This window comes from Ruminococcus sp. FC2018 (genome assembly GCF_000621805.1).
In the GTDB taxonomy this organism is placed as follows: domain Bacteria; phylum Bacillota; class Clostridia; order Oscillospirales; family Ruminococcaceae; genus Hominimerdicola.
The window spans coordinates 1-13044 of record NZ_KK211351.1; the positions used below are offsets into that span (position 1 = coordinate 1).

Annotated in this window: 11 protein-coding genes, 2 tRNA genes and 1 rRNA gene; 2 read left to right on the forward strand and 12 right to left on the reverse strand. The window is 47.9% G+C overall.

Annotated features, from left to right (window positions below; all coding sequences use genetic code 11):
- Window positions 1–270: 270 nt before the first annotated feature.
- From T494_RS0111545 to T494_RS0111570, 6 genes are all read right to left on the reverse strand, one after another.
- Window positions 271–344, reverse strand: a tRNA-Ile gene (locus tag T494_RS0111545).
- A gap of 179 nt (window positions 345–523) precedes the next feature.
- Window positions 524–599 (reverse strand) — tRNA-Ala (locus tag T494_RS0111550).
- 161 nt (window positions 600–760) lie between these two features.
- Window positions 761–2277: ribosomal RNA gene (locus tag T494_RS13135) — 16S ribosomal RNA — on the reverse strand.
- A gap of 307 nt (window positions 2278–2584) precedes the next feature.
- Window positions 2585–3688 (reverse strand): hypothetical protein, encoded by a 1104-nt coding sequence (locus T494_RS0111560; RefSeq protein WP_028506419.1) that lies wholly within the window; start codon window positions 3686–3688, stop codon window positions 2585–2587.
- Complete coding sequence (locus T494_RS0111565) at window positions 3678–4733, reverse strand: GerAB/ArcD/ProY family transporter (RefSeq protein ID WP_028506420.1); 1056 nt, start codon at window positions 4731–4733, stop codon at window positions 3678–3680. Before T494_RS0111565 ends, T494_RS0111560 begins: the two co-directional genes overlap by 11 nt.
- A gap of 3 nt (window positions 4734–4736) precedes the next feature.
- On the reverse strand, window positions 4737–6200 hold the full coding sequence (locus T494_RS0111570; RefSeq protein ID WP_028506421.1) for a spore germination protein: 1464 nt from the start codon (window positions 6198–6200) through the stop codon (window positions 4737–4739).
- 148 nt (window positions 6201–6348) lie between these two features.
- Here T494_RS0111570 and T494_RS0111575 point away from each other — a divergent pair, with 148 nt between their 5' ends.
- Window positions 6349–6552, forward strand: a complete 204-nt coding sequence (locus T494_RS0111575) for a DUF1858 domain-containing protein (protein WP_028506422.1) — start codon at window positions 6349–6351, stop codon at window positions 6550–6552.
- 74 nt (window positions 6553–6626) lie between these two features.
- Complete coding sequence (locus tag T494_RS0111580) at window positions 6627–7283, forward strand: class I SAM-dependent methyltransferase (RefSeq protein WP_028506423.1); 657 nt, start codon at window positions 6627–6629, stop codon at window positions 7281–7283.
- Window positions 7284–7330: 47 nt separating this feature from the next.
- On the opposite strand, the gene T494_RS0111585 is transcribed toward T494_RS0111580, so the two are convergent.
- The 6 genes from T494_RS0111585 to T494_RS13555 all read right to left on the reverse strand — a co-directional run bounded on the left by T494_RS0111585 (window position 7331) and on the right by T494_RS13555 (window position 13040).
- Window positions 7331–7612: a zinc-ribbon domain containing protein gene (locus tag T494_RS0111585; protein ID WP_028506424.1), complete on the reverse strand. Its 282-nt coding sequence runs from the start codon at window positions 7610–7612 to the stop codon at window positions 7331–7333.
- 123 nt (window positions 7613–7735) lie between these two features.
- Window positions 7736–8305, reverse strand: coding sequence for a sigma-70 family RNA polymerase sigma factor (locus tag T494_RS0111590; protein ID WP_028506425.1), 570 nt, complete (start codon window positions 8303–8305; stop codon window positions 7736–7738).
- Between the two features lie 197 nt (window positions 8306–8502).
- Complete coding sequence (locus T494_RS0111595; RefSeq protein WP_028506426.1) at window positions 8503–9060, reverse strand: FumA C-terminus/TtdB family hydratase beta subunit; 558 nt, start codon at window positions 9058–9060, stop codon at window positions 8503–8505.
- A 3-nt stretch (window positions 9061–9063) separates the two neighbouring features.
- Complete coding sequence (locus T494_RS0111600; RefSeq protein ID WP_028506427.1) at window positions 9064–10026, reverse strand: hypothetical protein; 963 nt, start codon at window positions 10024–10026, stop codon at window positions 9064–9066.
- A gap of 380 nt (window positions 10027–10406) precedes the next feature.
- Window positions 10407–11531 carry a cell division protein FtsZ gene (ftsZ, locus tag T494_RS0111605; protein WP_028506428.1) on the reverse strand — a complete coding sequence of 375 codons (1125 nt, stop codon included), beginning with the start codon at window positions 11529–11531 and terminating at the stop codon, window positions 10407–10409.
- A 249-nt stretch (window positions 11532–11780) separates the two neighbouring features.
- Window positions 11781–13040: an FtsQ-type POTRA domain-containing protein gene (locus T494_RS13555; RefSeq protein WP_051540406.1), complete on the reverse strand. Its 1260-nt coding sequence runs from the start codon at window positions 13038–13040 to the stop codon at window positions 11781–11783.
- Window positions 13041–13044 lie beyond the last annotated feature (4 nt).

Consider the following 13044-nt stretch of genomic DNA (forward strand, 5'->3'; position numbering starts at 1 on the left):
CCTACGCTCTTTTTAGCTTGACCACTTCTACAGAATTATGTTTCCTCGTTTGAAGTTTTGCTAAATTGTAGGTTTCCCGACTAATTCTTTTTCTTAGTCGTTTTCCTCATTTGCATACTTTACTTTCTTTGTTATTCAATTTTCAAGATCCAGTCTTGTAACCCTTTCGGATCACAATGAGCACAATGTGGATGAGTCCACTTGTTTTTCACAAGCTTCCTTTTCCTACATTCTGTCACTTTTTCATCAGCAAGTTTTACCTCACTGTGATGGGCACAAGTGGACTCGAACCACCGACCTCACGCTTATCAGGCGTGCGCTCTAACCACCTGAGCTATGCGCCCATTTTGAATTTGCCTTTAGGCAAATTCAAAACGGGTGAGTTTGACTTCAAGGTCAACGACCTTGATTTGCTTCGCAAACCGTCAAACGTCACAGGCTTTGCCGATCTATTCTTCAATAGGTCTTTGCCTTTTATGCAACTTCTTTTGGTGTAACAGTTCGTTCCTTAACCTTATCCCTTTGGTGGAGATGAGGAGGATCGAACTCCTGACCCCCTGCTTGCAAAGCAGGTGCTCTCCCAGCTGAGCTACACCCCCATACTTCTCAGGGACTCAGGTTTTCCATATGCCTTTTTTCAAGATACTAAAAATACCGACCAAGATCGGTAAACAGTACCTTCAAAATTGAACAATAACTTCCACTTAACACTTGTCTGACCGAAGTAACGTTTCCTTCTTCAGAAAACATTTCTCCATAGAAAGGAGGTGATCCAGCCGCACCTTCCGATACGGCTACCTTGTTACGACTTCACCCCAGTCATCAATCCCACCTTCGACTGCGTCCTCCTTGCGGTTGGGCTACAGGCTTCGGGTGTTACCGACTCCCATGGCGTGACGGGCGGTGTGTACAAGGCCCGGGAACGTATTCACCGCAGCATGCTGATCTGCGATTACTAGCAATTCCGACTTCATGCAGGCGGGTTTCAGCCTGCAATCCGAACTAAGACTGCTTTTGGGGCTTTGCTCTGCATCACTGCTTTGCTTCCCTCTGTTGGCAGCCATTGTAGTACGTGTGAGGCCCAGGTCATAAGGGGCATGATGATTTGACGTCATCCCCACCTTCCTCCGTTTTGTCAACGGCAGTCCTGCTAGAGTGCTCTTGCGTAGCAACTAACAGTAAGGGTTGCGCTCGTTGCGGGACTTAACCCAACATCTCACGACACGAGCTGACGACAACCATGCACCACCTGTCTATACGTCCCCGAAGGGATTTCACATATCTCTATGCTATGCGTACGATGTCAAGACCTGGTAAGGTTCTTCGCGTTGCTTCGAATTAATCCACATACTCCACTGCTTGTGCGGGCCCCCGTCAATTCCTTTGAGTTTCAACCTTGCGGTCGTACTCCCCAGGTGGATTACTTATTGCGTTAGCTGCGGCACGGAAGGGGTCAGTCCCCCCACACCTAGTAATCATCGTTTACGGCGTGGACTACCAGGGTATCTAATCCTGTTTGCTCCCCACGCTTTCGAGCCTCAGCGTCAGTTAAAGCCCAGTAAGCCGCCTTCGCCACTGATGTTCCTCCTAATATCTACGCATTTCACCGCTACACTAGGAATTCCGCTTACCTCTACTTCACTCAAGAACCACAGTTTCAAGTGCAGTTCGGGGGTTGAGCCCCCGCATTTCACACCTGACTTGCGATCCCGCCTACGCTCCCTTTACACCCAGTAATTCCGGACAACGCTCGCTCCCTACGTATTACCGCGGCTGCTGGCACGTAGTTAGCCGGAGCTTCCTCAACAGGTACCGTCATTATCGTCCCTGTCAACAGAGGTTTACAATCCTAAAACCTTCTTCCCTCACGCGGCATCGCTGCATCAGAGTTTCCTCCATTGTGCAATATTCCCCACTGCTGCCTCCCGTAGGAGTCTGGGCCGTGTCTCAGTCCCAATGTGGCCGTCCAACCTCTCAGTCCGGCTACTGATCGTTGCCTTGGTGGGCCGTTACCTCACCAACTAGCTAATCAGACGCGAGCTCATCCTTAAGCGATAAATCTTTTATAGCTGTACCATGCGGTACTACTATCTTATGCGGTATTAACAGTCATTTCTAACTGGTATCCCCCTCTTAAGGGCAGATTGCTCACGTGTTACTCACCCGTCCGCCACTAGGTTACAAATTAAGCAAGCTTATCTTGTAACCCCGTTCGACTTGCATGTGTTAAGCGTGCCGCCAGCGTTCGTCCTGAGCCAGGATCAAACTCTTAATTAAAATTGTATATCAAAGGTACCTCAGTACCCTTGCTATCCTGTTTGCTCAACTTTTTCTCGCTGTGCGTGCAGACCTTTTTCAGTCTTCTGCTTGACTCTCTTACTTTAATTACTCAAAGTATTTCCAAGGGTTTCGTTTCGTTTATTGTTCAATTTTCAAGATACTGTTTGCTCTCTTCACAGGGCTTTTTTCTTGCCCCCTTCGTGAGAGTGCTTGTATATTATATCACGCCATCTTTCGTTTGTCAACACCAAATTGCATTTTCAAATATAAACTTTTTGTGAACAACAAATGCTTTGCGAATAGTTTATTTTACCATGCATATGACCTTTATTTTCGCCTTCACTTTGCTCAGATAGCCCTGAACATCTCCTTTATTGTTAAGGTATTCCCGTGGCATATCAAACCGCAGCAGTTTTTCCAGCCCGAAAATATCCTCTGCCCTGTCACCGCCGTAGCTTTTCTCAAAAGCCATTTTCAGGCTTTCCTCTATTCTTTTGCCGATCTGCGCCGCCGCTGCACCGCCGTTTTCCCCCAGAGTGTCGATCACGACTGTCAGACGGCAATCAAAGCAAGGCTTTCCCTCCTCTGTGGTCATGCTTCTTTTCAGCCCGCTCTTTTCGATCCTCACCGCCATCGGCACGCCTGATGTCTGAGCTTGCAGCACAGCTGAGTCCGAATTTGACAACAAGAGGAACACCGCACCGTCCTTTTGTGCATCAAGCACCCTTGCAATTTTTCCGTTTTGCACCACAGCCGTCCTTTCCGCACACATAACAGGCTCTTTTACGTCGCTTCCCTTGCTTTGCACCTCAAGCACAGGTATAAGTGCCGTGAATTTTCCATCCTCCTCGCCAAGCAGGTCAATAAGGCGGCAGCGTGCACACCTTGAAGTTTTTGCGTTGTAGTCAATAAGGTCGATATAATTCTCCGTTGAGATCATTTCCGTTGTCAGGTGGGTCTGCAAAAGCTCCTCCGCCTTTTTCTCGCCAAAGCATATATCCGTCCCCAGACACACGGTTTTGTCCCCAAGACAAAAATCGAAAAGCTCCCGGGGCTTTGAAAGATCCACCTCTCTGCCCAGACAGATAAGCTTCAGATGCCCCAGAAACAGCTTTTTGCCTCGCTGCTGTTCACAGTCCGCAATAGCCTGTGCGATCGTGCCGCCCCTTCCGTCAAGCACCTCCACGTTTGTCTGTGTGATGTCCACAGGGGTGTCCGAGCCGGGCTGGGAGGGCTTGAATATCTGTGCGGTTATGTGGTATTCTCCGTTTTCAACATCTATCCCCATGGCGTGACAAAGCAGCCGCTGGCGAATGTCCGCACCGTGCAGACGTGAGGACGAAAAAAGCAGTACAAACGAGCCTGCTATAAATAAAAACAATGCCAGAGTAAAGCGTTCAATCTTCAACTTCTCTCCTCCTTTTTGATACCGCAAGCAGCACCAATGGCACTACGCCCACAATGGATACTATTATATAAGGCGGCTGTGCAAATAGCACAAACATCTTCCACCGCCTTGTGTACAGTATCGGTACGCTCAGCACCGCAGGCAAAAACGGCAGCAGCTTAGCTGCAAGCGAGTTTGAAAACGGCGCAAACACCCGCTTTACGCACCTTGATATGCAGTGTATGATAATCCCCAGGCGCAGCACCCCAAGAGCTGTCCACACCGCCATAAAGCCTGCGTCAAAACGCTCTGCTATTCCCGACGAGGACAAGCAGGAAAGATAATACAAAGGCGTGTCTGTTGCAGAGGCAAGATCCCCCAGAGCTGTCGCCGCAAGACAGATACACCCCTGCGCCATACAAAGGGCAATTATAATATAAAGTGCTGCGCTGCGGCGGTGCCCCTGTTTAAGGTCGGAAAGCAGAAATACAAACAGTACAAGCTCCCTGCTCTGTGAAAGCTGAGAAGAAATATTGTAAGCAAAGCTTTCCTTAGGATGTTCAGCAGCCAGGTGAAGCCCCATAATGTCTGCGTCCGCCACCGTATTTACACCCAGCAGCAGCATAAAAATAACAAACGCCCCGAAAGCCAATGCGGCGCATTTGCCCACCGACGAGCTGCTCAGAGAAGAAATATACCCCGCCACGGCAACTGCGCAGAAAAGGGCTGCTATGCGTGAAATGTCTGTTGAGAAAAACCTGTCAAGATAGTATGCAAGCCCTCCCGAGGTGAGAAAGCAGTCCCACAGGAAAAATCCCATGAACACCACCGTTACAGCCTGTGCAGCAACTGTGTTTTTCTCATATAAGAACTCAAGCGGTGCCTTCCCCGTCTTTTTTATAAGCCCAATGCACGGTATAAGCAAAACCGCCTCCACAGCTCCCAGAGCCGCAAGCGATACCATAAAAAGAGCAGGGCTGTCCCCCAGACGCACCTCGCTCAGCAGGGTGAACAATCGGCAGCAGCACATAGTCAGCGCAAGCTGCAAAGGTGTCAGCGTCTTCATTGCCTACCCCCTCCTGTCGTCGTGTGTAAAATCCGTGACCGTGGAATGTCTTGCAGCGTAGCCTCTGAACGACCGTCTGAAGAATACCTCCCCCACACGCCTCTTGTTGATCGGCGAGAGCGGAGACAGAAACGATACGTTAAGGTCGTTCATAGCGCATATGTTTGACATGAAAAGTATACAGCACAAAGACACACCGAACAGCCCCGATGTGCTTGCCGCAATTATAAACACAATACGCAGAAGGGTTATCTGCCTGTCAAGACGGGGTATTACAAACGCCGACGTTGCCGTTATTCCCACCACAATAAGCAGCGGAACGGAAATAAGTCCGCTTTTCACCGCAGCGTCACCTATGATAAGTCCCCCCACGATTGAAACTGCACCTCCCACCGCCTTGGGAAGACGTATCCCCGCCTCCCTCATTATCTCGAACATAAGCACCAGCACCGTCATCTCCACCGGCAAAGGGAACGGGGTCGCCTCCTCGGAAACGTAAAGATTAAGCAAAAGCTTCAAAGCAAAAGCCTCCGGGTGATACATTACCAGTGCCACATAAAGTCCCGGCAATGCCACCGCCAGCACGAACGCAAAGTATTTGAGCCACCGTATAAAAGTTGCGTACCCGGGCTTTGCAGACATATCGTCCATAGTGCGGAAGCTGTCGGAAAACAGAGCCGGGCATACAAGACAAAAGGGTGAGCCGTCCACAAGGATACACACCCTGCCCTCGTTGAGATGCAGACAAGCTGCGTCCGGACGCTGGGTGTATGTCACCCCCGGGAAGAATGACTTATTGTATGCCCCGTCCACAAACGGCTCAATATACCCTCCCGAAAGCACCGTATCCAGTCCCGTGTCCTTCAGCCGCTTCCGGATCTGTGCCACCATCCGGGCGGAAGCCTTGTCCCGCATATAAATTATGCAAACATCGGTGCGTGATCGTCTGCCGCATTTTATCATCTCGAATTTCAGAAACGGTGTCTTTAAACGACGGCGGATAAGGGATATATTGTTTCTCACCGTCTCGTTAAAGCTGTCCTGAGGACCGTAAACCGTCTGTTCGCTGTCCGGAGGGGATACACTTCGTTTTTCAAAACCCTGTGCACCGAACGCTACACCCTTTGCCCATCCGTCTGCCAGAACTATGCAAAACCCTGAAAACATCAGCTCCACAAGCTCCCTGTAATTTGAGACCTTGCTCCTCTGGGTAGACAGCAGCGAGCTTTCCATGAGAAAATCCGCCACCTCATGGGCATCGCAGGCATTAAGGTACATAAGCGGCTGAAAAATAAGATCTCCCGCCGCAGAGTTGGATACCTGCCCCTCTGCGGTAATAGCTGCGCACTCTACCCTGCCGACACGCACCCTCATAATGTTAAGGTCGTCGGTCTCACCGCAAAGCTCCTTCAGCTTTGAAAGTGTAGTCTCTATATCCGCCGACAACGCCTCATCAAGGTCTGTCATTTTTTCATCTCTCCCTGAAGATAGTTTTAACCTTATTGTTTGCCGCAAAGCGTCTGTTATTCTGCAAAATGTAAATTATACAATAGGGGTTGCATTTTACAAAATTTTGTGGTATTATAATAACATACCGGATAAGGAGGTAATAAAAATGGCATTTGAAGTAACAAAAGACACAATTATCGGCGACATCATGGACCATGATGAAAGCGTTGCACCTTATTTTACCGATATGGGAATGCATTGTCTGTATTGCCCTGCTTCAAGAGGGGAAACTCTTGAGGAAGCTTGCGAGGTACACGGTGTTGACCCCAAGGAAATGATAAAGAAGCTCAACGCACATTTTGCAAAGTAAGCCGTGATCCCAACCGCCGTTGACTTAATGGTCATGGCGGTTTTTTTCGGCACAAAAAAAAAACAGGAGTTTTTATGGATAACAGATTGACAGCCTGCGCAGAGCTTTGCTGCGGCAGGGTCTTATGCGACGTGGGCACCGACCATGGGTACCTGCCCTGCTATATGGTAGAAAACGGACTTTGTACAAAGGCATATGCCTGCGACGTTGCTCCCGGACCGCTCAGCTCCGCAAAGGAGCATATTGCACAGCATGGGCTTGAGGATAAGATAATGGCTATTCTGTCCGACGGACTTGAAAATGTGGAAAAAGCCGACATAACCGACGTTGTTATTGCCGGCATGGGCGGGGAGCTTATCGCCGATATAATCTCCCGATGCAGCTGGCTGAAAGAGGGCATAAACCTTGTGCTCCAGCCTATGACCAAACCGGACATCCTGCGCCAATGGCTGTACGACAACGGCTTTAGCGTAAAAAAAGAAAAAGCCTGCACAAAAGGCAGGTTTGTCTATTCGGTAATGCAGGTGAGATACGAAAAGCCCTGGTATCCCCTTACCCGGGAATACCTGCATTACGGTTTTGTTAAAAACGACACTGATGCAGGCAGATGCTATCTGCGCAACCGTTCAGAAAAGCTAAAAAAGATCGGAAGCGGACTGCTGTGCGGAGGCACCGACAATGAGCTTGCAACGCAGCTTCTTGAACTTAGCAAGCTCCACGAAAATGAATAACCACAAAAAAAGAGCCACCGCTTTGGTGACTCTTTTTGTTTTTGATATTAGTACTGCTGCTCCTTCATTTTTGCGAAGCACTCGCTGCAGTAAACAGGTCTGTCCTCTCTTGGTTTGAAAGGAATTACAGCCTCTCCGCCGCATGAAGCGCAGGTAGCGGTGTAGGTCTGTCTTTCAGCCTTGCTTGCCTGTTTTCTTGCATCTCTGCAAGCCTTGCATCTCTGCGGCTCGTTTGTGAAGCCCTTTTCAGCGTAGAACTCCTGCTCACCTGCTGTGAAAACGAACTCATTTCCGCAGTCTTTGCATACTAATGTCTTGTCCTCGTACATGATACCATACCTCGATATAAAAATTTGTGCCTCGTCGGACTTGCACCGACACCTTTGATAAACAACGCTCTGCAATTAAGCTATTCGGCCATATAAAGAACCCTTGCGGGTGATCTTATCCTATTATTTCAGTACCGATTTCAGTTTACGCCTTACCCTTTGCATCGCATTGTCCACCGACTTTACAGTCACGCCCAAATTTAATGCCATCTGGTTATAAGCCATACCTGTCAAAAATAACTGAAAGACTTTCCATTCCTGCTCTGAAAGTGCGGAAATGATCTTGTTGTACATCTCCTCGTTGCGCTCATTCTGCATAAGTATGCTTTCGGGAGTGGAATCTGAAAGAGAATTTACGAAACGCTCCTCCAGGGAATCGTCGTAAAACTGCTCAGATTCTGTGAGCGAATTTTTCTTCATGGAAGAGATGATCTTGTTGCGCACACAGACGTTTGCATAAGTGGAAAACTTAACGTTCTCGTCAAAGCGGTAGGTGTTGACCGCCTTCAGAAGACCCATAAGCCCTTCCTGAACCATATCCTCACGAATGGAAATATCGTACTTTCCGGCAAAATACTCCACCGTGCGAAGATAGCGCACGATCAGCTCCGAAACAGCACGCTTATCGCTTTTTGAACGGGCAACAAGCTCCTCATCAGAGAGGGAGTTATACTGAAAACGCCCATTTCCCATAACAAAACCGCCTTACGCACCAATGTGCTTATATGATACCATTTTCATCTTTGAAAGTCAAGGAAATCGTTAAAATAAAATTCACAAATAGAAATCTTTGTAACAACTTACACATTTAAAGTGCATAAACTTGGCATTTTAACCAAATGCAGGCGACACAAAAAGGCAGCCGCCAAAGCGACCGCCTTGTCATCATTTTAAAGTGAGCAATACTCTGCTCTTCCGTTTTTGAAGATATCTCCCCCTGTGCAGTCATCTGCAACGATAAGCGGGAAATCCTCCACATAAAGTCTTTTCACCGACTCGCATCCCAGATCGTCAAAAGCCACCACTTCGCACGACTTGATACAGTTGCAAGCCAGCGCACCTGCGCCGCCGATAGCGCACAGGTAAATAGCCTTGTTGCGGACAATAGCGTCCACCACAGCCTGTGACCTTTCGCCCTTGCCTATCATTCCGCCCAGTCCCAGATCAAGCAGCCTGGGGGCGAATTTGTCCATTCTTCCCGACGTTGTGGGGCCGCAGGACCCGATAGGTCTTCCCTCCGGTGCAGGAGTAGGTCCGGCATAGTAAATAACGGAATTTTCTATGGGGATCGGAAGCTCCTTCCCCTGATCCAAAAGCGCATCAAAACGCTTGTGGGCAGCGTCCCTTGCAGTATATACATATCCCGTCAGAAGGATCTTGTCACCGCATCTGAACTCACCGCTTCGCTTTTTCAGCTCCTCTGATCTGACCTTTGCAAAATCCGCCATCTATCAAGCTTCAGCTTCCTGCTTATCAACAAGCTCCAGTCCCTCGTCGATAAGGTCTCTTGCATCGTTTACAGAACCGATGCTTGTGCCATACAGGTCATTAAGGGTCGTAACAAGCTTCTGAACATTATCGCTAAGCTCTGTGAAGTGAGCCTTGACTTTCTTTCTGATATCCGAGGACTGTGCCTTGATAGTAACTGCGCTTGCCTGTGCATCTCTGATGGTCTTGTCAGCCTCTGCTCTTGCTTCGCTTCTTACTCTCTCTGCCTCTGCGTTAGCCTCTGTGGTAACCTTGTGAGCCTCTGCATTTGCTTTAGTTGTGGTCTGTTCAGCCTCAGCCTTAGCCTCAGCCACCATGTTAGCTGCGTTCTGCTTAGCACTTGTGAGTGTAGCATCAGCCTCAGCCTGTGCGGAAGTAACCAGCTTCTCAGCCTGTGCGTTTGCATCGTCAAGGATCTGGTTCTGCAGCTGCTGAGCTTCCTCTTCCATCTGCTTAGCATTAGCCTTAGCGTCTGCAACCACCTTGTTAGCTGTGTTCTGAGCCTCGATAAATACCTGACCGAGCTCCATAGCTGCATTACCGCTGCCGGCATTCTTCTCAGCCTGCTCCAGCTTATCCTTGAGTTCTTCTATTTCATTTTTCTGTCTTTCGATCTCAGCATCTTTCTCAGTGATCTGCTGCTCATAGTCGGCGATACGCACCTTCATTGTGTCGGTGGAAGCCATAAGCTCAGCCACCTTATTCTTAGCGTCCTCGACCTTCTTTTCCAATTCAGCCTTGCCCTCGAAGTCCTGAGTCTGGGCATTGCCCTGAGATTTTTCCAGTCTTTCGATAGTTTCGTTCTGATCGTTTACCTGTGCCTCAAGAGTATAGATCTTAGAGGTAAGATCGTCTACATAAGCAAGAACGTCCTGCTTATCAAATCCACCCACTCTAACAGTTCTCAAAAATCCATTGCTTGCCATATAATGTCCCTCCAAATAATAATTGATCCTTAATAATTATACTATATATAAAAGGTCATTTCAATAGGCTTGGCTCAATTTCGGGAAATTCATTATTAGTAACAAATTCCACCGATGTTTATTGGCTAATTTGATTACAGAACATTCCCACGGCTCAAAGCCACAATACCTTAATATTATTATAACAAAAGCGCAACGAAATTTCAAGTGTTTTTACCGAAAAACTTTCGGCAAAAGCTTATTTTATAGCCTTTGTCAATATATAGTCCCCTATGACCTCTGCGGAAACTATAAGTAGTTTTCCCTATTAGGTGAGATAAGGCAAATCATTCCAAAAAATGATTTGCCCTATCGGAAAAATATTCTTTTTTTACTTCAAATTACTTCTTGAAGATATTGAAGATATCGTCGTAGTAATTTGGATTATCAGCAGCCTTCACGCCTGCCTTAGCCATAGCCTCTGCGTTAGCCTTGCTCTCATCGTCAGCCTTAGGAGCCAGCTTTGCGAACGGGTTAGCGGGCTTAGCCTCCTCTACGGGCTCTGCATCGTCTGCAAAGTCAGCAGCGATAACAGTAACGTCCATTGTATCCTTAGCGTTCTCATCTGTTCCGTTACCGAAGATGATATCTGCGCCCGGATCAGCAGCAGTAGAGATAGCCTCTGTAAGCTCTGCCATATCCAGAACAGTAAGATCCGGCGACATGGTGATGTTGACGATAAGTCTTCTTGCGCCTGAGATAGAGGTCTCAAGCAGCCTGGAAGTAACCACCTGATTGAGTATATCCTGGACCTTATCCTTGCCCTCGCCGTGACCGATAGCGATGTGAGCCTTGCCTGCGTTGGTAAGGATAGTGGTAACGTCTGCAAAGTCAACGTTGATCTCATCATGTCTTGTGATGATCTCAGCGATAGCGATAACGTCTGTCTTAAGTACATTATCCGAAATAGCGTAAGCCTGAGCCATAGTCAGGTTCTTCATATCGGTGTCGATAAGGTTCTGGTTGGGGATAACGATAAGAGCGTCAACGTTCTTGGCAAGAGCCTCGATACCCTTTTCAGCCCTCTCCATCTTCTTGATACCCTCGAACTTGAAAGGCTTTGTAACAACGCCGATAGTCAGCTTGTTAGCCTCTCTTGCGATCTCAGCGATCACCGGAGCAGCACCTGTGCCCGTTCCGCCGCCCATACCGGCGGTAATGAATACCATATCGGCATCCTTGATCTTCTCTGCGATCTCATCCTTGCTTTCCTGTGCGGAGGACTCACCGATCTCCGGCTTTGCACCTGCGCCAAGACCCTTGGTGAGCTTTCTGCCGATCTGGATAGTATTTTCAGCGTCAAACTTTTTAAGAGCCTGAGCATCTGTATTTACAGCGATATACTCCACATTACCTCTGATTCCCTGGGCGATAATGCCATTAAGAGCGTTTCCGCCGCCGCCGCCGACACCAATGACCTTTATCTTTGCGCCTGCTACCGGCTCGTCTACGATTTCGTAACCCATATTCGTGTTCCTCCTATATTTTATGATTGGATCCTCATAATTTACACATCTAACGTGAGGGATCATTGCGTCAGGACACAATACGCCCTTTTAACACATTATTAGATAATATCATATTATCATATTACGCTTAAAATGTAAAGCGGTTTATAAGCTATTTTTTAAAATTTCTATTAAAAAATAGTTAATCGGAGCAATTTGAACAAAAAATTGTACAGATTAGACAAATTCTGAGGTATATGCTTTTTCCTATGGCTGGTAATTAAAGCCGTATCCGTAGCCGTTGCCCGCATCGTATCCGTTTCCGTATGGAGCGTTGGGGTCATAGGTATATCCGCCGCTGCCCGTTCCCGTACCTACGTTTACTTCATATCCTCCGTAGCCGCTTCCGGCATTATAATTGTTATTGTTATTATAGTTGTAGTTGTTGTTATTATAGTTATTATTGTTATTATTGTTATTGTAATTGTTGTTATAGCCGTTTGCGGCACCTGCGTTGTTCGTATTGCCGCCTGAGGTATTGTTGCCTGTACCCGTGTTTGAACCTGTGCCGGCGTTTGAACCGGTGCCTGTTGAAGTGCCCGCACTCGGGTTGTTCTTCATATACCCGTAATCCTCTATCCTTTCAGGAGCATTGGTCTGTGGCTTCTGCTCGTCATCGGTCTTTTTATCCTCCTGCCCGGAAGCAGCCTTGCTGTCCTCCTTGGAGGAACCTGCGCCCTCCGGCAAAGCGGAAATTCCGCTGTCCGAACCATTATAAATAAGCTTTCCCCTGAATTCCTTGTCCAGCTTATCCTCCAGCACGGATTTGAAATAGCCCAGCTTATACTCAAGCTCCACCGTGCCTCCCAGTTCCACCGTCACACGTGAATCATAGTTCATCACTATTGACGAACGCTGGGTCATATCAATGGTGGTTATGTTTTTCATATCTATCTTTTTGATACAGTTCATAAGCTCGTTGTATATGCGCAGCTTGTTTTTATCCTTGCTTTTAAGCTCATCCCCCACCTTTTCCGCATCAAGCTCAAAGCCCTTTACCACAGGAATACCTCCCGTGGGCTTTGGGTTTGCCTTTTCAAGTATCCTGCCGCTGGAGGACACCACCCAGTAGCTGTCGCCCTCAGCGATATCAGCGGCTTTTTCCGCCTCCGTTATCGTTACTATCAGCGTAGAGGGATATTTCTTTTCCACCTTTGCACTCTCGATAAATACCAGATTGTCCTTCAGCCGCTGCTCAATAAGCTTTGTGTCGGTGCGCACAAGGTTTTCGCTGTTTATTATACCGCCCACGCCCATTATCTGGTCGTCACGGTAAAGAGTAAGCCCGTTTATCTCAACATTTTTCACCCTGAAAAAGACCGTGAGGCACAGCACCAGGAGCACCAGAGAAACGAACACAAAGGCTATTGCGAAATAGCCTGCCATGCCGCCGTTTCTGTTTTTTGGTCTTTTAGGCTCATCCGTCCCGAACCGGTCGTTCGGGTTTGATTTTACAACGTCTCTCATCTTT

Coding starts and splice junctions, on each gene's coding strand:
- T494_RS0111565 (WP_028506420.1), bottom strand. CDS start 4,733: ATGAAGACGCTGACACCTTTGCAGCTTGCGCTGACTATGTGCTGCTGC.
- T494_RS0111570 (WP_028506421.1), bottom strand. CDS start 6,200: ATGACAGACCTTGATGAGGCGTTGTCGGCGGATATAGAGACTACACTT.
- T494_RS0111575 (WP_028506422.1), top strand. CDS start 6,349: ATGGCATTTGAAGTAACAAAAGACACAATTATCGGCGACATCATGGAC.
- T494_RS0111580 (WP_028506423.1), top strand. CDS start 6,627: ATGGATAACAGATTGACAGCCTGCGCAGAGCTTTGCTGCGGCAGGGTC.
- T494_RS0111585 (WP_028506424.1), bottom strand. CDS start 7,612: ATGTACGAGGACAAGACATTAGTATGCAAAGACTGCGGAAATGAGTTC.
- T494_RS0111590 (WP_028506425.1), bottom strand. CDS start 8,305: ATGGGAAATGGGCGTTTTCAGTATAACTCCCTCTCTGATGAGGAGCTT.
- T494_RS0111595 (WP_028506426.1), bottom strand. CDS start 9,060: ATGGCGGATTTTGCAAAGGTCAGATCAGAGGAGCTGAAAAAGCGAAGC.
- T494_RS0111600 (WP_028506427.1), bottom strand. CDS start 10,026: ATGGCAAGCAATGGATTTTTGAGAACTGTTAGAGTGGGTGGATTTGAT.
- ftsZ (WP_028506428.1), bottom strand. CDS start 11,531: ATGGGTTACGAAATCGTAGACGAGCCGGTAGCAGGCGCAAAGATAAAG.
- T494_RS13555 (WP_051540406.1), bottom strand. CDS start 13,040: ATGAGAGACGTTGTAAAATCAAACCCGAACGACCGGTTCGGGACGGAT.